Annotated in this window: 14 protein-coding genes; 5 read left to right on the plus strand and 9 right to left on the minus strand. The window is 64.8% G+C overall.

Going from position 1 to position 19,572, the window contains the following annotated elements; genetic code table 11:
* Positions 1–111: 111 nt before the first annotated feature.
* Positions 112–1,635, minus strand: coding sequence for a gamma-glutamyltransferase (locus tag C7453_RS11600; RefSeq protein WP_371858501.1), 1,524 nt, complete (start codon positions 1,633–1,635; stop codon positions 112–114).
* 157 nt (positions 1,636–1,792) lie between these two features.
* On the opposite strand from C7453_RS11600, the gene C7453_RS11605 reads away from it, so the two are divergent.
* On the plus strand, positions 1,793–2,575 hold the full coding sequence (locus C7453_RS11605; protein WP_371858502.1) for a DsbA family protein: 783 nt from the start codon (positions 1,793–1,795) through the stop codon (positions 2,573–2,575).
* Positions 2,576–2,620: 45 nt separating this feature from the next.
* Here C7453_RS11605 and C7453_RS11610 read toward each other — a convergent pair whose 3' ends face one another.
* The 6 genes from C7453_RS11610 to C7453_RS11635 form a co-directional block, all read right to left on the minus strand.
* Positions 2,621–3,457 carry a hypothetical protein gene (locus tag C7453_RS11610; protein WP_211311053.1) on the minus strand — a complete coding sequence of 279 codons (837 nt, stop codon included), beginning with the start codon at positions 3,455–3,457 and terminating at the stop codon, positions 2,621–2,623.
* Positions 3,458–3,465: 8 nt separating this feature from the next.
* Positions 3,466–6,435, minus strand: coding sequence for a TonB-dependent receptor (locus tag C7453_RS11615; RefSeq protein WP_114727707.1), 2,970 nt, complete (start codon positions 6,433–6,435; stop codon positions 3,466–3,468).
* 136 nt (positions 6,436–6,571) lie between these two features.
* A complete protein-coding gene (locus C7453_RS11620; protein ID WP_170143206.1) occupies positions 6,572–7,537 on the minus strand; it encodes a FecR/PupR family sigma factor regulator in 966 nt (321 codons plus the stop codon).
* Positions 7,521–8,099 (minus strand): RNA polymerase sigma factor, encoded by a 579-nt coding sequence (locus C7453_RS11625; protein ID WP_114727709.1) that lies wholly within the window; start codon positions 8,097–8,099, stop codon positions 7,521–7,523. Before C7453_RS11625 ends, C7453_RS11620 begins: the two co-directional genes overlap by 17 nt.
* Before the next feature lie 242 nt (positions 8,100–8,341).
* Complete coding sequence (locus tag C7453_RS11630) at positions 8,342–9,562, minus strand: pyridoxal-phosphate-dependent aminotransferase family protein (protein ID WP_114727710.1); 1,221 nt, start codon at positions 9,560–9,562, stop codon at positions 8,342–8,344.
* 129 nt (positions 9,563–9,691) lie between these two features.
* Positions 9,692–10,390, minus strand: a complete 699-nt coding sequence (locus C7453_RS11635) for a GntR family transcriptional regulator (protein ID WP_114727711.1) — start codon at positions 10,388–10,390, stop codon at positions 9,692–9,694.
* Between the two features lie 480 nt (positions 10,391–10,870).
* On the opposite strand from C7453_RS11635, the gene C7453_RS11640 reads away from it, so the two are divergent.
* From C7453_RS11640 to C7453_RS11650, 3 genes are read left to right on the plus strand one after another with little or no spacing between them, the layout of a single operon-like run.
* Entirely contained in the window at positions 10,871–13,138 is a 2,268-nt protein-coding gene (locus C7453_RS11640) for a TonB-dependent receptor (RefSeq protein ID WP_245948997.1), read from the plus strand.
* Between the two features lie 45 nt (positions 13,139–13,183).
* Positions 13,184–14,476 carry a cation:dicarboxylate symporter family transporter gene (locus tag C7453_RS11645; RefSeq protein WP_245948998.1) on the plus strand — a complete coding sequence of 431 codons (1,293 nt, stop codon included), beginning with the start codon at positions 13,184–13,186 and terminating at the stop codon, positions 14,474–14,476.
* Complete coding sequence (locus tag C7453_RS11650; RefSeq protein WP_114727713.1) at positions 14,473–15,504, plus strand: Ldh family oxidoreductase; 1,032 nt, start codon at positions 14,473–14,475, stop codon at positions 15,502–15,504. The genes C7453_RS11645 and C7453_RS11650 overlap by 4 nt, the downstream gene beginning before the upstream one ends.
* Before the next feature lie 30 nt (positions 15,505–15,534).
* Here C7453_RS11650 and hemA read toward each other — a convergent pair whose 3' ends face one another.
* Together hemA and C7453_RS11660 are read right to left on the minus strand one after the other, a co-directional pair.
* Positions 15,535–16,794 carry a 5-aminolevulinate synthase gene (gene hemA, locus C7453_RS11655; RefSeq protein WP_245948999.1) on the minus strand — a complete coding sequence of 420 codons (1,260 nt, stop codon included), beginning with the start codon at positions 16,792–16,794 and terminating at the stop codon, positions 15,535–15,537.
* A gap of 99 nt (positions 16,795–16,893) precedes the next feature.
* Entirely contained in the window at positions 16,894–17,358 is a 465-nt protein-coding gene (locus tag C7453_RS11660; protein WP_114727714.1) for a hypothetical protein, read from the minus strand.
* A gap of 191 nt (positions 17,359–17,549) precedes the next feature.
* Between C7453_RS11660 and C7453_RS11665 the strand changes: the two genes are divergently transcribed.
* Complete coding sequence (locus C7453_RS11665; RefSeq protein WP_114727715.1) at positions 17,550–19,529, plus strand: transketolase-like TK C-terminal-containing protein; 1,980 nt, start codon at positions 17,550–17,552, stop codon at positions 19,527–19,529.
* Positions 19,530–19,572: the final 43 nt, after the last annotated feature.

Consider the following 19,572-nt stretch of genomic DNA (forward strand, 5'->3'; position numbering starts at 1 on the left):
CGATATCATGAAAACCCCGGGTCCTGCCCGCCACACCCCGGCGGTCCCGATCAGACAAAACTAGAACAAAACATGATCATCCACAAGCGGCACACCCACTCGGCCGATCCGTCAGTCCGACCCTACCGACAGGCCGGCCGAACGCGCATCGGTGCCGCCGGCGCAGCTTCCCTCGCCACCCGGCAGGCCCGCCGGGCAGGAAATGGCATTGATCCGCCCATCGGCCGTCACCGGCCGCGCCCCCGGCTTCTCGCCGCCCAGGACCTGCTTCATTTCCGCAGCAACCGCATCGGCGGCATCGTTCTGCCCCGATCCCGTCACCGCAGCCCGGAACCGGCTGCCATCGCTGGCAATCGCGGCCGTCAGCAGCGGCGGCGGCAGACGCTTCGGCGAAGCCCCCATCACAATGCCCGTGCCACCGGCAACACGGCCGATACCGAACAGATTATCCATCGTCAGGCTGCACGCCACCGCCCCGCCATGCCGATCGACCACGGCAAACGAGGTCGAGGCCGGCAGATGCGGCAGGCTTCCCCCGTTGGGGACGGTGCCGGAATCGACCACCGCCTGCGCCCGCGCAACCAGTTCCGCGCCCGACTGCGCCCCGGCCGCCTGCGCACGCCACGCGGCCACCGCCGACTGGCCGGCCCGGTCGCTCGCGCCCCCGGCATTCAGGGCATGGAACGCCACCGCGCTGCCCAAGCCTCCATCGGCGGGCGGCGGCAGGAAACCCACCGTCACCTGTCCCGCACGCACAGTCAGCGGGTCGGTCTCCACCGGAACGGCGGCGCGCAAGTCCGCCACGGTCAGGCCACCGCCCGCCGCCTGGCTTCCGGCGACGAACGAGCGCGCCAGCGCCCCGTTATACAGGTCGCCCACCCCCATGCTCCTGATCTGTTCCAGCACGCCGGTCAGGCGCTGCTGCACCAGGGTATCGCCCTCCGCCAGCACCTTGCCGTCGCCCCGGCTGAAGATCGCCCGCGCGCCCGGATCGGCCAGCAGCGGCCCCTGCACGGCCGCGAGGTCGGTCGCCAACGCCCGGCTGACCGAGATGCCGCCGCGCGCCAGTTCCAGCGCCGGGGTCAGGGTTTCGCCAAAATCCACGCTGCCATAGCGCAGGTGCATCAGATACAGCCCGCGCGCCAGCGTCGGCGCCGCCGCCGGGCGGTCAACCGGCGCGCCACCCGGCTCCGGCGCCGTCGACCCCGCGACCGGCAGGAACAGGAACGCCCGCCCGGCGCCGGAGTCGCCGGGCCGCCACGCCAGGCAGGCACCGCCGCCGCCCAGCGAGGCCCGCGACGGCAGCGTCACCGCCAGCGTCATCCCCAGCGCCGCCGCCGCGTCGGCCGCATTGCCGCCCCGCGCCAGAACATCGCGCGCCACCATGGCCGATTGCGGCTCATCCGAGACGACATTGCCGATATAGCCGGTCAGATAGGTCGGCCCTTTCGGCGTGTCGGAGCCACTGCCGAACAGGACATGGCTGGCGGTCCCGACCGGGTCATTGAATGTCTTGACCGAACATCCGCCAAGCGCCGTCGCCAGGACCGTAGACAGCAGCAAGGCCCCGCAACGACGCAACGGGTGGTTCAGGGGACGTTCACGCACGCACAGATTCTCCATTGCCGCCGTCATGCCCCGGCACGAAAGGCCCGGACTATCCGGAATTAGCGGTCTTCTGGAGCATCGGCAACTCGCCATCTCCCCCGCCGCCCTTCCGCACCCCCCTATTCTGCTCTACAGACACCCTCCAAGACCGCCCGATACGAAACCCGAGCGCCGGAGGCCGCCCTTGTCATTTTTCTCGTCCCGCAGCCTCCCCGGACTGCGCACGGCCCTTCCGGCCGGAATCGGCCTGATGCTGGCGCTGTCCTCCACCGCCCGCGCCGATGACAGCTTCACCCCGGCCCAGCGCAAGGAAATCGTCACCATCGTCCGCGACGCGCTGAAAACGGACCCCTCGATCCTCTCCGACGCGATCACCGCCCTGCGCGCGGGCGCCGAGGCGCAGGAGCAGACCCGCACCCGCGACGCGCTGGTCGCCCACCGCGCGGCCCTGACCACGCCCGCGCCGACCGACGCGATTCTGGGCGCCCCCAACGCCCGGACGACGGTGATCGAATTCTACGATCCCCGCTGCCCCTACTGCCGCAAGGTGCTGGCCGACCTCGACCGCCTGGTGCATGACGATCCCAATGTCCGCATCGTGGAGAAGGTGATCCCGGTGCTGGGTCCGGCCAGCGTGCTGACGGCGCAGGCCATCGCCGCATCCGCGCTGCAAGGCGGTCACGACGCCTATTTCCGCATGCAGCGCGCCATCATGACGGATACCACGAAGCCCGACACTGCCCGCATCCGCCTGCTGGCGAAACAGGCCGGCCTCGACGCGGACCGTCTGGTGGCCGACATGGCCGGCCCCGCCGTCGCCGCCACCCTCCGCGCCAATTCGGAACTGGCCGAGGCCATCCATCTGGAAGGCACGCCCACCTTCGTCTTCGACGCCCGCTACGTCATCCCCGGCGCCGTCGATTACGACGGCCTGAAGGCCGCCGTGGACAAGACGCGGCACAACTGACCGCCTGCCCTCCGCTCCCTGCCGGCAGGGCCGCGCCATCCCCCGCTACCCGCCGTTCGTGCCCACCCGCGCGATCACGCTCTCGACCATGGCCGTACGCCGGCGATCGATCGTCCAGATATGGTCGGGATGCAGAACATCCCAGTCGAACGCCTGACCGTTCGTGGGCAAAGGCAGGGTATCGAGATGGACAAGACGCCCTCCCGCCTCGGGCAACGCCAGAACATAAAGTTCCGTCCGGTCGTGACCGGTCACATAAAGCCGGTCATCCGCTCCCCATCGTCCACCTGACGAACTGAAATGGCCGAACCGCTCCAGGACATCCTGCGGAAACAGCCATGCTTCCTGGCGGATGAACTGCGAATCCATCCGCACCAGAATGGTCGACCGATGGTCGCGCGGCGCCTCACCGCCCTCGCCGTCATAATTGGCGAAACAGGCCCACCAGCTTCCTCCGTGCCAATCGATCCAGGTCAGTGATCCCAGCCCTGGCCCGAAGCTGTGCGACCGCACATGCCGCAACGTACGCGCATCGAACCATTCGATGGAACTGGTCATCGGCGTGTTCGGATAGTTCGACATCGCGCAGACCAGTTCGCCCCCCATCACCTGGCAACTGTTGATATGGATATAAAGGGCAGGATCACCCTCCCACGATCCGACGCGCTGCCCCGTCGCACGGCTATATTGACCGATGCGCCGGTTCTGCACGGCGTAGAGAAAGGCGGCATCGTTGGCGACACCCTGCGTCGCCTCCGATGCCGGCACCACCCGGACGGTTTCAGGCACCGGGGCGACAGGCTCCGCCGCGACAGCCCGCGCCGCAGTCGCCACCGTACCCAAGGCCACGGCCACGATCCAGCAAGGTTTCCGGAACACCATGTCTATCCTCACATCTTGGGCTGAAACCGCACGCCGAACCAGAGGCTCCGCCCCGCCGGATGCATATCCTGGATCAGGTTCGCGCTCGGCCCCATCCGGGTCTGATACCCCTCATTGGTCAGGTTCTGTACCTGCCCTGTCACGGACATCCATTTATTGACCCGATAGCTCAACTGCATGTCGAGCTGCGCCCGCGGCTGCATCCACATATCGAGCCAGCTTGCCGAACCGGATGTATAATAAAGATATTTTCCAGTCATGTTATAAGCAAAGCGCGCTTCGAAATTCCGGTCCGAATACAGCAGCGATGCATTGTAGATATGGTTCGGCTGGTTCGCCAATCCGCCCATCCGCCGCTGCGATCCATCGCTCATCTGCTCCTCGAACCAGCCCTGCAGGAAGGTCGCATTAAAGGAAACACCGAAATTCTTCAGCACCCCTGGCAGAAACCCGAACTTCTCCCGCACCAGTTGCAGTTCCAACCCGCGCAATCCCGCACCCGAAGCATTGAGCGGCTGCGAAATAATGGCCTGTTCCGTAATCCCGTTCATCGTGGCCGTTCCGAGCGTACTGCGGGTATAGATCGCATCATGGATATCTTTGTAGAACAGCCCGACCGACACCATGGTATCGCGCCCCGGATACCATTCGTAGGCCAGGTCATAATTCCATGAATGCAAGGGCTTCAGGTTCGAATTGCCCTGTGAGATCGTATAGGTCCCATTGCTTTCCGAGGTCGTGGTGGCCCCGCCGATCTGGTTATAGTTCGGCCGCCCCATGGACTCCGTAAAATCAGCCCGGATCTTCATGCGCGGAGTAATCGTGAACGTCGTCAGGACCGAAGGCAGCAGATAATCATACTGCGCCGTGCGGGTCTGCGGCAGATATTGCGTCGTTCCCCCCGATGTCACGGCATTGATGTTGGAGACGTTCGTAAACGTATGATCCCAGCGAAAACCACCGTGAATCGCAAACCAGCTATTCTGCCATCCAGTCTGGAAATACAGCGCCGTAATCGATTCCATCAGGTGATAATAGGCTTCCTTGTTGGTCGCGGTCTCGTCCAGCTTGCGGAACAGTTCCGGATGATTGGTCAGGACGGCATGCGCCTTTACCGGATCGACATAATAATAGGTCAGTCCCGGCGCCGAAAATACCGAACCGGTCCTGGACGTGATGTAATTCTGCAGGTTTCCAATCTCCTGCGGGGCATCTCCCGCCATCGGTGCCCAGTCATTATAGGTTTCGGTATGCTGGACATTGGTCATGGTCTGCGTGGCACCCGCCCCCAGCCAGAACCCGCGCCCCAGATCCCAGTGCCAGTCACCGCGCAGAAACCGCAGCTTCGTCTGCAAGGAATATTGATAATCCCTGAAATAGCGCGGCCCATAATTGTTCAGATCGTTTGCCGCCGCCAGGTCATTGAGATAAATCGAAGGCACGCCACCCTTCACGGTATAACTGTACCCATAGGGAGCCGAATAGCTCGTCTTGTCTTCGGAATTCCCGGTGTTGCTGTATTTCATGCCGGTATTCCACTTGAACATCCAGTTCGACAAATGGTCCTGGGCTTCCGAGTCCGCCGCCACGAGGTCAAGCTTCATATGGTTGGTGATATCATAATGAAGATTGCCATTTACGAAGAACGTCTGATGCGTTTCCGGCTGAACGGAGTCGCCAAACTGATACTGCCCCTGCGTCAATGTGCCGGTATCGGGCGTCGCTCCGGCAATCCAGTTGCCTGAAGGCATCGAAAGCGCCTCATTGCGCACTTCCTGATCGACAGCGTGGAAATAGCCGCCAGACAATGCCATGGACAGGCGCGAGGTCGGCCTCCACTGCAATTTTCCATTCAGGCTGTAGCGCTTGTAGGCATCATCGAACGCATAATCCTGCACGCGAACCGGCACGGCCGCCGCGCCAGGGGCATGGGCGGCGGCATCGGTATTGATAGCGCTGCCCGAGGACACACCCGAAGCACCATAATACGCCCATCCATCGCCTGACGAATCCCCCGGCAGAATGGCATGCGCCGCCGAGTTGAGTTCCTGATAACTCCCGGCGAGAACCAGACCGAACTCGCGATTCTTGCCGAATACGCGGGTGATGGTTCCATCTACACGCCAATTCTCACGGCGGGGCTCCACGACGGTGCCAGACTGGTTGTTCCAGCCTCCAAGCAACTGCACGTCGGCGGAATTCCCATACTCGTAAGCACTTTTCGAGAGCATGTGGACCTGACCACCCAGGCCCTGCGGATCGTTATAGGCATCGACGGTCTTGAGAACCTGCAATTCACCGACCAGGGAGGACGGAACCAGATCCAGCCGCATGCCGCGCTGCGGTGACGTGACATTGTCAGCCGACGCCAGTTGCGCCCCATCCAGCGTGATCAGATTATAGGAATTATCCAATCCGCGAATGGTCACGTTCTCCATCTGGTTGTCGGAGCGACCGTCATTCTGGCTCGGCAGGGTCGAAATACCCACCATCCGCCGTGCCGCCTCGACAATCGTCAGGTCCGGCGCGGAGCGGATCTGCTGGGCGCTCAACGTATCGAATATCTGGTCGCTCGTCCGCTTGGTCAGCGTATTGTCATGGGTCGCCGAAACGACGATCCGCTCGCCATCGGGTTTTACCGGCTCCGCACGATGCGTCGCCCCCAGTATCAGAACGGAATCATGCTGCGACTGCACGACAAGCCCTGTGCCCGCCAGAAGATGCGCCAGCGCCTGCTCGGCGCTCATCACCCCATGCACGGCGTGTGCCTGTATCGTCCGGGCCGTTTTATCCCGCAGCATGACCTGCATGTCCGCCTGCCGCCCGTAGATAACGGCGGCACGGGAGACGGGCATGGCGTCGATATCGAACCGACGCGCCTGGGCACGGGCAGAGGCAAGCGAAAGGCCGAGCGTCAGGCCGGTGGTCGTCAGAAGAATTGCAGCGAAACGGGCATGCGGGAACGATGAATGCGACACGGTTTTTCATATCCATCAATGATACGTTCCCCTACTTGATCCCGGAGAGCGCAAAACCCTCCTCCTCAAACTCCCTTATTTTTATTAAGCTTTTCTGACAGAAAATATTCAGGCCACAAAAGGCGGCAAGTCCGCGTCAGCGCAGTTCCAGTCCACGCCCAGACGTCACCAGCCTGACATGGAACATGCGGCAAAGGCTGCGGGCGAACGTCTCAGGCTCGGTCAGCGAAAAAATCCCGTCAATCCGCTGACGCAAGAGCACCGCGTCGGAAGAGAATATTTTTCTATCGTTATAGAAATTGATGTTTCTGAGCGCCTCGCCGACCGAAGTGGCCCGCAATTCCAGCCGCCCATGGCTCCAGGCAGAGACATACTCCAGGTCATCCGCGCTCAGGCTCCCCTCCTCCCACCTGCCGGAAGGCGTCAGCCGGACCCATTGCCCCCGGCGCAGCATATGCCCAGGCCGCCCGGCACCACGCCGCAGTCGGGCGTCTCCATCCAGCAACAGTGCGCTTTCCCCCTCGGGGTCACATCGCATCACGAGCGATGCCGCCACGGTATCAAGCTCCACGCTCCCAGCCCGTATCGAGATCGGCCCTTGCCGCCAGTCTACCCTGACACGCCCTGCCAGGAGATCGGCATAGATCCGGGCCCCTCGCTTCAGGCAAAGAATCTGCGAGGTACGATCAAGGCGAAAATCCCCACCGGTCAGTCGAACAGGCTTCGGCAATTCCGAACCCGAACGAAAAAATCGCACCGGCTCACACGCCGCTCCGGGCTCAGCCGTCGCACCCAGCGTCACGCCGACCAGCAGCGAAGCCGCAACCGATCCCACCATCCGGCGCCGTCCCACGAAACCGGGCGCCACAGGTTCCTCCGCCGGCACCGTCCCGTCGGGAACCCGAAAAGCCGCAACGCGATCGGCCGAACGCCACAGCGCCTTCGCCCGCAGGAAGGCCCCCTGATGCCGGCTATCCGCCGTCAGCCATGCATCCAGTTCCCGAGCCACCTCGGGCGCAAGCGCGCCACGATCCAGCCGAATGACCCAGGCGAATGCCGCCTCATCGACCGGATGCACGCATTTCTCAGCATTTCCCGGCATCGCGTCGTCGTGTTGCGCGAACATCCCCGCCATCAGCAGGCCGTTCGCCGGGGCCAGGCTCGCTGAACATGCCATTGAGCGCACGCAATGCCCTGGCCAATTGTTTTTCGACCACGCTTTCCGACACGCCCATGCGCTGCGCAACCTCGCGCTGCGATAATCCGTCGAGTTTTCTGTGCAGGAGAATATGGCGACAACGCTGCGGTAGCTCCTCGATGAACGTATAGAGACGGGCAAGCTCCTGCCGGGCGCCGAGCGCCCGCTCGGCATCCGCCCCGTCATCCACGATGCTTTGCGCGTCGAAATCCGTCAGCGCCGTGATGGAAATAATGCGTGAGCGCCGATAGTGGCGCAGCACCACGCTACGGGCGACCGTAAACAGGTAGGCGCGCGGATTGCGGATACCGGCGATATCGGCCGTAATCATCGCCGCGTAGCTGTCCTGGACGATATCGTCGATATCGATATCCCGAAACCGGCGCAGCCATGTCCGCAAGGCTGCTTCATGCGGCAGAACCTGACTGGCAACCCAGGAGATTCGCTCGTCATCCGAAGGCAGCATCCCGGTCCCCGCACGAAGGAATCCATATTCCCCGTCCCGGCGACCAGATCCCGGACGTCCAGGAAACAGCACGGAAACTGTGGAAAGGTGTTGGCGGAAACTAGAGCAAAGTTCGCAAGACTGATGTTGAAATTATGATGACAATCGAATCTGGCAGAAGAAAGAATAATTCGGTGCCTGACCAGGGACGCACACAGGCGGCAATCCGTCCCGCATCCTAGATCAGGCTCCTGACAGACCTTTCAAGACCGGTCATAAACGGCGCGGGCCGCCTCGATCGCCGCCCCCGCCGGCGGCACATACCCCTCTGCACGCAGCACGGCGTCCAGCGCGCCAAGCGTGATCAGCACCTTGTGCCGCATCGCATTGTAGCCCATCGCCCCGATCCGCCAGATCTTCCCCGCCAGCGGCCCGAACGCGGTGCCGATCTCGATCTCGAACTCCCCGCGCATCCGCGCCCGCACCCGCTCGCCATCCACGCCATCGGGAATATACACCCCCGTCACGTTGGTCATGCGGTAGGCATCCTGCCCATACAGCGTCAGCCCCATCGCCCGCAGCCCCGCACTCATCGCCGCGCCCGCCGCCCGATGCCGCGCGAAACGCGCCTCCAGCCCTTCTTCCACCATCACCCGCGCCGCCTCGCGCGCCGCATACAGCATGCTGGTCGCCTCGGTATGGTGGTTCAGCCGCTTCTCCGACCAGTAGTCCATGATCATCGCCAGATCGAAGTAATTCGACCGGATCAGCGCCCCCGGCCCCTCGTCCAGGTCCGCCCCGCGTATCCCCGCCTCCACATGCCGCCTCTTCATGATATGCGCCGCCGCCCGGTCGGAAATCGTGATCGGCGAAGACCCCGGCGGCCCGCCCAGGCATTTCTGCAGGCCACCCGTCACCACATCCACGCCCCACGCATCCGTCGCAACCGCCATCCCGCCCAGCGTCGCCGTGGCATCGACATAGGACAGCACACCATGCCGCCGGCACAGCGCACCCACACCGTCCAGCGGCTGGGCCATCGTCGTCGAGGTATCGCCATGGATCGCCGCCAGCACCTGCGGCCGATGCTCCACAATCGCCGCCTCGATCTGCTCCAGGCTCGCCACCTCGCCCCACGGAATATCCAGCGTGCGGATCTCCGCCCCGATCCGCTGCCCGATCTCCGACAGCAGCAGCCCGAACCGCCCCGCCTGGATCACCAGCAGCCGCGCCCCCGGCTCGACCAGCGACACCAGGGCCGCCTCGATCCCAGCCCGCGCCGTGCCGTCCACCAGAAACGTCCAACGGTTCTCCGTCATTAACACGCGGCGATACAGCGCCATCGTCTCGTTCATGTACCCCGTCATCTCCGGGTCGAACTGCCCCAGCATGTCCGCCGACATCGCACGCAGCACCCGCGGATGCACATTCACCGGGCCAGGCCCCATCAAAAGCCGATGCGGCGGGTCAATCTGTCCGAACATCCTGGCTCTCCTTTTTCCTCAGCCCAATCCCGGCCTCTCGCCGTGCATGCACGCGGCAAGAAATAATCCGAATCCCGTACAATCTTGTATACAAGACAACCCGAAACACAATCGGAATCGTCCGTCAGCTTACGTGCCCGATCCCTGCAACGCGGCTTTCAGATGGTCCAACCGGCTCGCCGCGCTGCGATAGTTCAGCGCCTTTTCGACATGCCGGAGATGGACATCCATCAGGCGCGCGGCCTCGGTGGAGTTCCCCTTTTCCAGCGCGTCGATAATCTCCCCATGCTCGCCGCAGGATTCGTGCGCGTCGTGTGATGACTGATACAGGGCGGCGATCAGCACCGTGCGCGTCGTAAGGTCCTGCAGCAGCGACGCCAGGACCGGATTGCCCAGCGTCTCGGCCAGGCAGACGTGAAAATGCCCCAGAAGATAACTGCGCTCCGCCCGGTCGCCGCTGGCAATCGCTTTCTGCTCAGCCCGCACATGGTCGCGCAATGCCCTGATCATCCCCGGACTGGCCCGGTCCAGCGTCACCAGCATGCCGACCTCCAGGGCCCGCCGCGCATCGATGGTATGCCGCGCCTCCTCGACGGAAGGCTCGATGACGAACCAGCCCCGCCGCGAGGAAACTTCCACGATCCCCCGCGCCTGAAGGCGCATCATCGCCTCGCGAACGAGCGTGCGCGACACGCCGAAAATCTCCGACAGCTCCTTCTCGCCCAGACGTTCGCCCGGCGCGATACGCCCGGAGAGCGCCGCATGGATAATGCGATCCTCGATCAGGTGCGGGTTCTTGTGTGCATCTTTTTCGGCTTCATCTCGCATACAAGAAGTATGCGCAGACCGATGCGGTTCGGCAATCGTCATCATGTCGGGGCACGGCAGACAGCCTCTACCTCACGCTACCCGGCGTCGATGATTTTTTATTCAATTGCCCATCGAAATGAATGATGTTTGTGCAAAAAAAATAGCCGCCCATATACACCCAGTCGAAAAACCATTTTTATACATTTAAATCAATTAGTTAATTCATTTCGTAAATTTTCTGTCACATTTGAATTCCGGCGCATTTTTCGAAAGCGTTTCGTTCCGGATTGTTTTAAATCTTGTATGCAACATTCCTTCTCAGAAATTCTTCGATTTGTAGACCAGCCTAAAACATCATTTCATATATGAAATCATAGACACCACGCCGACCAGCCCTCGCGCCAACACCGACTCAGCAGGGTCCGACCAGACCAGACAAGGAAGACAGACATGCTCATCCCGTGCCGCGCCGAGCTTTCATTCCGGAAGCAGGCCATCATGACCAGTGTCCTGGCAGGCGTTATCCTGCCGCTGCCGGCCTTGGCCGACACGACCGGACAGACCGCGCCCGCCGGCTTACCGGCACGCACCGCGCCAGCACACGCCACAACCCCCGCATCGACCGAAGCCGTCATGGTTTCCGCACGCAGGGGCGCGAGCGGGGCCGGCCAGCACAATGCCCATTCGGAAACGCTGATTTCCCGTCAGGAACTGACCAACCGCAACATCCGCGTCATGACCGACATCCAGCGCGTGGCACCCAACCTCACCATCCAGCCGTCCTTCGGCTCAGGCGCCCTCAACTTCACCCTGCGCGGCGTCGGCCTCATGGACTTCACGCAGAACAACACGCCTTCGACCATGCCGTATCTCGACGGCGTGGCGCTGCCGGTCTCGATCATGACGACGGGCATGATGTTCGACCTCGACGACATCTCCATCGCCGCCGGCCCCTCGGGCTACACCCACGGCCAGGCCACCACGGGCGGCGAAATCGACTTCCACACCGCCGACCCGACGCGCCAGTTCCACGCCGGCATCACCGAAGACATCGCCAGCTACGGTCGCAACCGCGTCGAAGGCTACGTTTCCGGCCCGATCTCCCGCTCCGTGTCGTTCCGTATCGCCGGCCAGTCCATGACCGGCGGCGGCTACCAGCACAACGCGGCCGGCCAGGGTTTCGGCAACGCCAATCTCGGCGCCCTGCGCGCCAAGCTGAAATGGGATATCGACGACACGTCGAACCTGATCATCGGCGGCCACTGGACGACGGACCAGTCGGAATATGCCTCCGGCCACAATCTCTACAATTCCTACAACGTCCCGGTCACGCAGGACATCTACCAGACCGAATGGGGCCTGGACCCGCGCTTCGCCAAGATCATCGGCGTCGACGGCAGCAACACCAAGCCGCGCGAAGACAACATCTTCTGGGGCGCGAACGTACGCTACACGAAGAATTTCTCCTGGGGCCGCCTGTCGACCATCAGCGCCTATGAGATGGCAGACGAGCACGAACTGACCAACCAGACCAATTCGGTCCTGTCCTACGGCAACATGTTCCGCAACAACCAGACGAACGTGTTCTCGCAGGAAGTCAAACTGGAATCGATCGATCCCAACGCCCGCTTCCATTGGGAAGCCGGCATGTATTACAGCCGCTCGCGCATGGCGCAGAATTTCTGGTACGATTCTTCCGACCGCCCCGGCACCACCCCGCTGAACGAGACGCGCTACAGGCAGAATCAGCAGAATTTCAACCAGTATGTGCAGCTTTCCTACCGCATCCTGCCCAAACTGCGCCTGATCGGCGCGATCCTGCACGAATCAGACGACCGGCAGATGCTCAACGTCACCAGCACGAACTACAATCTCAACACAGGTGCCATCGAGGGCAAGACCAATTTCGGCAACAGCGGCGCACTGAGCAACCAGTTCGGCGGCCGCGTCGGCGCGCAATACCAGTTCACCCGCAACATCATGGGCTATGTCATGTTCAGCCGCGGCTTCAAGCCGGGCGGCTTCTCGGCCAACATCACACAGCAGGCCGCCCAGCTCCGCCCCTTCAAGCCCGAACAGATCCTGACCTATGAAGGCGGGTTCAAGGCCATGCTGTTCGACCGCCGCCTGCGCCTCAATGCCGCCGGGTTCTATTACGACTACCGCGACCAGCAGCTTCTGGGCACGGTCCTGGTCCCGCCCTACGGCGTGCTGGGCGGCTATGTGAACGCCCCGCGCTCCTACATCTACGGCGCGGAGTTCGACGCCGAGGCCCACCCGTTCCGCGGCATGGTCCTGACGCAGAATTTCGGCTACCAGAACGGCGTCTACACACAGTTCCAAAGCCTCAACCGCTCGGCCACCACGGCCAATTTCGCCGCCACCGGCGTCTGGCAGGCCATCAACACCAATTATAACAACGTCAATATGGGCCTGGCCAACCTCACCCTGTCGGGTGCCGCCACCTACACATGGAACGTCTTCCGCGACTACCGGATGACGTTCGACGTCGATTATTCCTATCGCGGCCGCCAGACCCAACCGCAATATATCGGCCAGACCGGCATCTATCGTTCGCCGGCTTATTTCCTGGTCAACTCGTTCCTGACCTTCGCGGCGCCGAAGCAGCATTGGTCGGTCACCGTCTACGGCCAGAACCTGGCCGACCGCCGCTACTGGCTGTCGGCCGGCACCCAGGCCACCTTCTACGGCGTCATCCCCGGCATGCCGCGCTTCGTCGGCGCGCGCATCAACTACACCTACTAAGCCGGCCCGAAACGCCTCCCCGTCACCAGCAAGGACCCCCACCGGATGAACGAGACGACCCTCCCCGCGACACAGGCCGGACCCACCGCGCGCCCCGGCATGTTCCTCCAGGTCGTCATCGCCACCCTGCTGGGCCTGGCACTGGGCGTCTTCGCGCCGGGCCTCGCCGCGCAGACACGCTGGGCCAGCGATCTGTTCCTGCACCTGATCGTCATGGCGGTGGGGCCATTGCTGTTCTGCATCGTGGTCACCGGCATCGTCGGCGCCGGCTCCCTGCGCACGGTGGGGCGGCTGGGCGCCAAGGCGCTGCTTTATTTCGAGGCCATGACCACACTGGTCCTCCTCGTCGCGGTCGGCATCGCGATGCTTCTCCAACCCGGCCGCGGCATCGTCTTCACCCCCACGGCCGACGATACCCGCGTCATCTCGTCCTACGCCCACAACGCCCATGTCATGCACGAAGGCGGCGTCACGGAATTTCTGCTGGGGCTGATCCCCCACACGCCCGCCGACGCCTTCGCGCAGGGCAACGTGCTCCAGATCCTCTTCTTCGCCATCCTGTTCGGCTGCTGCCTCAGCCAGATCGGCGAAGCCGGCACGCCGATCGTCCGCCTGATCGACGCCCTGTCCGCCCTGTTCTCGCGCATGATGCGCTTCATCATCGCGCTGGCACCGCTCGGCGTGTTCGGTGCCATGGCCACCACGACCGCGCGCTACGGCCTGGGCGCGATCGGGCATCTGGCAGCCTTCGTCGTCCTGTATTTCGTGGTCATCACCCTGTTCGTCATCGGCGGACTGGGTCTCTGCCTGCGCCTCTCAGGCGTCAGCCCAATCCGGTTCTTCCGGTTTTTCCGCACCGAATTCGCCATCACCTTCGCCACCACGGCGTCCGACGCGGTACTGCCCAGCATCATGGCCAAGCTGGAACAACTCGGCGTGGACCGCCAGGTCGTCGGGCTGGTGGTCCCGGCCGGCTATTCCTTCAACCTCGACGCCCTGTCGATCTATCTGGGCCTCGCCGTCATCTTCCTCGCCCAGGCCACAGGCACGGTCCTGAGCGCGTGGCAGATCATGATCATGCTCGCAACGGCCTTGGTCACCTCCAAAGGCGCCCACGGCGTCCCCGGCATCGCCATCGTGGTGCTGGCCGCCACGCTCTCCGCCATTCCATCGATCCCCGTCGCCAGCCTGGTGATGCTTCTGGCAGTGGACTGGTTCGTCGGCATCGCCCGCGCGGTCGGTAACCTGGCCGGCAACTGCGTAGCCCCAGTGGTGATCGGCGCCTGGGAAGGCAAGCTGGACCGCAAACGCGCCGCCGAAATCCTGGGCCAGGCATGACCGACACCATTTTCGTGGATGCCGAAACACTGGCATCCCGCGTCACCGCCGCCTTACTAGCCGCCGGCGCGTCGCCCGAATCCACTGCCGCCACGACCGAGGCACTGATGCACGCCTCACGAACCGGCATCGACAGCCACGGGGTCCGACTGGCCGCGCATTACGCCGCCATGCTGCGCTCCGGCCGCCTGAACCGTACACCGAACCTGACGTTCCGCCGCACCGCACCGGCCACCGCCATGCTGGATGCCGATGACGGACTGGGCCATTACGCCTGCGCCCGCGCCATGGATCTGGCCGTCGAAATCGCGGCGGAAACCGGGGTCGGCGCGGTCGGCATCGTCCGCTCGTCGCATTGCGGGGCCGCCGGCGCCTACGCCCTGAAGGCAGCCGAAGCGGGGATGATCGGCATCGTCACCAGCAATTCCGACGCTAACGTCACGCTTTTCGGCGGCACGCTGCCCTTCCATGGCACCAACCCGATCGCCATGGCCGCCCCCGTCACCGGCCAGTTACCCTGGCTGCTCGACATCGCAACGTCGTCGATCCCCTTCAACCGGGTCCGGCTCTACCGGTCACTGAACCGCCCCCTCCCCAACGGGGTCGCGGCCGACTCAGAGGGCCATGAAACCACCAATCCCCACGCAGCACACATGCTGCTGCCACTCGGCGGCCCGGATTACGGCTTCAAGGGCGCGGCACTGGCCGGAATGGTCACGATCCTCTCGGCCGTCCTGACCGGCGCCACGACCGACGCGGACATGATTCCGATGACGGAGACTGGTGACCGGACAACGCCCCGCAACGTCGGACAGTTCTGCCTTGCGATCGACCCTGCGCGCTTCGTCGGTCGCACGGCCTACGACCAGGCAATCGCCAGCTACCTGGACCAGCTTCGCGCCGTCCCGGCCACCGAGGCCGATCACCCCGTCATGGCACCGGGCGACCGCGAATGGCAGACCGCCCGCCACCGCGCCACGCACGGCATCCCGATAGACCCCGATACGCGGCGCTTCCTCGGCCTCTGACCCGTCAGGGCCGGAACCGGGAAAGAACGATCAGGCCGCCGCGTCCTCGTGGCGGGCATTGATCCGCAGCAGAACCCCGAGCGCCGAGACCATCTCGTCCATCATCTCATCCGTATGGTGCGGCCCCGGCGTCAGCCGCAACCGCTCGGTCCCGCGCGGAACGGTGGGATAATTGATCGGCGTGGCGTAAAGCCCGAAATCCGCCAGCAGGCGTCGGCTGATCTCGTTGCAACGATCGGCATCCCCCACCGGGATCGGCACGATATGGCTCGGCGTGGGCATGAACGGAATGCCCGCCGCGCTCAGCTTGGCGCGGAAGGTCGCCACGCGCTCGAACATCTTCTCACGGCGCCAGCCCTCGCGCCGCACCATGCGCACGCTGGCCAGGGCGGCCGCCACCACCGACGGCGGCAACGCGGTGGTGAAGATAAAGCCCGACGCGGCGCAACGCAGATAATCGATCAGCTCCGCCGACCCGGTCACGTAGCCACCATGGACGCCGAACCCCTTGGCCAGCGTGCCCTCGATGATGTCCACCTGATCGGCCACGCCATCACGCTCGGCCACGCCGCCACCCTGCGAGCCGTAAAGCCCCACGGCATGCACCTCGTCCAGATAGGTGATCGCGCCATATTTGCGCGCCAGCGCACAGGTGGCACCGATATCCGAGACGTCGCCATCCATCGAATACACGCTCTCGAACGCCACCAGCTTGGGCGCATCCTTGGGCGCGGCGGCCAGCTTGGCCTCCAGATCCGCCAGATCGTTATGTTCGTAGATAACGCAGGTCGCCCCTCGCGCGCCCTTGATGCCGGCGATCATCGAGGCATGATTCTGCCGGTCGGAAAAACAGATCCACCCCGGCATGCTGGTCAGGATCGTCTGCAGGCTGGCCTGGTTCGACACATAACCGGAGACGAACAGCAGCCCGGCCTCCTTGCCATGCAGGTCGGCCAGTTCGGCCTCCAGCGCGGCATGCAGCGGACTGGTGCCGGCGATGTTGCGGGTGCCGCCGGCTCCGGCCCCATGCTCGCGGATCGCGGCGATCGCAGCCTCGGCCACCGCCGGCTCCACGCCCATGCCCAGATAATCGTTGGCCGACCACACCACCACCTCGCGCCCCACGGGCGGCTCGGCGGCGGGAACGGTCACATGGTCATAGACGGGATAGCGGTCCGCCTGGCGCGCCAGCGGCGTAAAGCGGCGATATCGTCCCTGTTCGCGGATACCGTCGAGAGATTCCCGGCAGAAACGGTAGAAAGGATGCCGACCCGCGTCGATACTGGGCACTCTGTCATTCTCCTGCGACGCCGCTGCGGGCTCACAGGTCCGCACGGCCGTCATCACCAAGGTCGATCCGCCGATATGGCCGCGGATCACAATCCCGTTTTATCGCACATACACCCGGACAGCGCCGGTGGTCATCGACGAATCCGACATGGCGGCCATTTCCACCTGTTCCGGCCGCGCGCCGGCAGCAACGATGGCCGCCGCCACGGCCTGGCCGTATGTGGCCGTGGCCTGCCGCATGGCCAGGGCCTCCTGCTCCGGCGTCGGACCGGCCGGCACCATGACCCGCACTGTGAACAGCACGTTCGGCTTGCGCGCCAGTGCCCGCGTCACGGCCCCTTGCAGCGCCGGGCGCCATTCACCCTCCGGCGTACCGGCACGGATATCCACCAGCGGCGGCACCGGGCGCGGCGCGGGTGGCGCGGGCGGATAATGCGGCACAGGCGGCCGGCTGGCGCGCGGATCGAAGGTCCGCTGATCCACCAGGTGGCAGCCGGCAAGCCCGGTCACGCACAGGGCGGACACGGCCATCAGGGTCGAGGCGAAACGAAGACGATGCAGCATGGGCCGCCACGGTTACAGCATCCACGATACGGAGCAAGAGTCTTGCCGCCGGAAACCCCCTCGGGACAACCCAGCCGACAGCCTTCTCGACCGTATCGTGCTTGCGAAGCCTCCTGCACGATCCTATAGCCGACAACGACAGTTTCGCCGCCAGCCGGCCCGAACGGCCGGCCTTCAGGACGCCTTGCCCCATGCTCCGCGCGCAGACCCACACCGCCCAAGAGCTGGACGCGCCGCCCGCCGACGCCCCGGCCGAGCCGGCGACGCGCGAGACGATTCATGCCCTGCGCGATGCAGTCCGCACATTCATCGGTGCCCGTCTGGACGACCCTGCCGAAGCGGCGCAGGCCGGGGCAATGGCGGTGCCCGCCTGCATATTATGGAACCAGTTCCTGCGCTTCGACCCCGCCAGCCCCGACTGGCCCGACCGCGACCGGTTCGTCGTCTCGTCCACCCGGCACCGGCCGCTGCTGGATGCCCTGATGCGCCTGGCCGGCCAGACGGTCGCGCCCGACCCCGCGCCGGTCGAATACGGCGCCCACCCGGCGGTGGAAATGGCTTTCGGCCCCAGCGGACAGGGGCTGGGCGCCGCCATCGGCATGGCGCTGGCCGAGCGGCAGCTTGCGGCCCGTTTCGGCCGCTCGATCGTCAATCACCGCATCTGGGCCCTGTCCTGCGGCACCGAACTGGCCACCGGCGTGGCGATGGAGGCCGCCTCCCTGGCCGCCCGGATGCGGCTCGACCGCCTCACCGTCCTGTTCGAAATCGCCCCCCATGAGGAAGATGAGGCCGAAGACACCCTTGCCCGCTACGCCGCGACCGGATGGATGGTCCGCAAGGTCGCCGCAGACGACCACGACGCCGTACAGGCCGCCCTTTCAGCGGCGATCCGCTCGCGCAAGCCCTCGGTCCTCGCCTGTTCCGCCCCCCCCCGCACCACGCCGATCGGCACCGCCGCCGGGCCGGTACCCGATCATTCCACGCTGCTGTGGGCCCGTGCGGCCCGCCGTGGCGCATCGGCCCGGCGATCCTGGCTCCGCCGGCTGGTCAAGCACCGGCAGCGCGCGGAATTCGAACGCACGGCTGCCCGCCGCCTCCCCACCTTCTGGCGCGAGGACTGGCTGCGCGCATGGCACAGTTCCACCCTGCCCGCGATCCTGCCCGATTCCGGCCACGACACCACATTGAGCTACGGGCGCCAGGGGCTGGACATCCTGCGCGATCTGGTGCCGGAAATGCTCTGCCTGTCCTCCCGCCGTGGCCGCGAACGCACCGAGGCGATGCCGGTCGACCAGGCCCTGCCCGATTGCGGCACCCTGGTCCACGGACTGGCCGCCCTGCTGAACGGAATCGCGGTGCATGGCGGGCTGGTGCCCTGCGGGGCGATCACCTTCGTCGCCATCGACCGCATGCGCCCGGCACTGCGTTTCGCGGCAATGATGCGCCAGCAGGTGATCTACCTGCTGACCGACGACGGGCTGGCCCTCAGCGAAGACGGGGCCGGCTGGCTGCCGGTGGAGCAGTTGGCCAGCCTGCGCGCCATGCCCAACGTCCTGGTCTTCCGCCCCGCCGACCGGCGGGAGACGATGGAATGCTGGGAGCTGGCGCTGCGCCGGGCCGACGGCCCCAGCCTGATCACCCTGTCGCCGATGGCCACGGATGCCAATGCCCCGCCCGATTTCCGCCAGCGCCGTCCGCGCGACGGCAGCGCCCACGGCGGCTATGTGGTGGAGGAGGCCCGCGGCCCCCGCCAGGTCACGCTGATCGCCACCGGCAGCGAGATGGTCATCGCCCGGCAGGCCCTGCACCAGTTGGTGCGCGACGGCATCAGCGCGGCCCTGGTTTCGCTTCCCTGCTGGGAACTGTTCGCCCGGCAGGATGCCGCCTACCGCGAACAGGTGCTGGGCAATGCCCCACGCATCGGCATCGAGGCCGCGTCGGGATTCGGGTGGGATCGCTGGCTCGGCCCGCACGGCGCCTTCATCGGCATGGAAGATTTCGGCGAGGCCGCGCCCTCGGGCGAACTGTATCGCCGGCTGGGCATTACAGCCGAGAGGATACACGAAACGGCGCTCCGCCTGGTCAGCGAGACGGGACGTGACTTTCAGTCGCCTTCGGGGCAGAAAGCGGATGGCTACCGCGCACGGTCCGCTGCGGGTGGCAACACATAGCCGGGGCCGGTTTTCCGGCCGGAACGGCTGAATATTCGGGAGA

Source organism: Gluconacetobacter liquefaciens, assembly GCF_003350405.1.
Classification (GTDB): Bacteria; Pseudomonadota; Alphaproteobacteria; order Acetobacterales; family Acetobacteraceae; genus Gluconacetobacter; species Gluconacetobacter liquefaciens.

Excerpts from the sequence above, each read along its gene's own strand:
- C7453_RS11600 (WP_371858501.1), bottom strand. The coding sequence starts at position 1,635 with ATGACGGCGGCAATGGAGAATCTGTGCGTGCGTGAACGTCCCCTGAAC.
- C7453_RS11610 (WP_211311053.1), bottom strand. The coding sequence starts at position 3,457 with ATGGTGTTCCGGAAACCTTGCTGGATCGTGGCCGTGGCCTTGGGTACG.
- C7453_RS11620 (WP_170143206.1), bottom strand. The coding sequence starts at position 7,537 with ATGCCGGGAAATGCTGAGAAATGCGTGCATCCGGTCGATGAGGCGGCA.
- C7453_RS11625 (WP_114727709.1), bottom strand. The coding sequence starts at position 8,099 with ATGCTGCCTTCGGATGACGAGCGAATCTCCTGGGTTGCCAGTCAGGTT.
- C7453_RS11630 (WP_114727710.1), bottom strand. The coding sequence starts at position 9,562 with ATGTTCGGACAGATTGACCCGCCGCATCGGCTTTTGATGGGGCCTGGC.
- C7453_RS11635 (WP_114727711.1), bottom strand. The coding sequence starts at position 10,390 with ATGCGAGATGAAGCCGAAAAAGATGCACACAAGAACCCGCACCTGATC.
- C7453_RS11640 (WP_245948997.1), top strand. The coding sequence starts at position 10,871 with ATGACCAGTGTCCTGGCAGGCGTTATCCTGCCGCTGCCGGCCTTGGCC.
- C7453_RS11645 (WP_245948998.1), top strand. The coding sequence starts at position 13,184 with ATGAACGAGACGACCCTCCCCGCGACACAGGCCGGACCCACCGCGCGC.
- C7453_RS11650 (WP_114727713.1), top strand. The coding sequence starts at position 14,473 with ATGACCGACACCATTTTCGTGGATGCCGAAACACTGGCATCCCGCGTC.
- C7453_RS11660 (WP_114727714.1), bottom strand. The coding sequence starts at position 17,358 with ATGCTGCATCGTCTTCGTTTCGCCTCGACCCTGATGGCCGTGTCCGCC.
- C7453_RS11665 (WP_114727715.1), top strand. The coding sequence starts at position 17,550 with ATGCTCCGCGCGCAGACCCACACCGCCCAAGAGCTGGACGCGCCGCCC.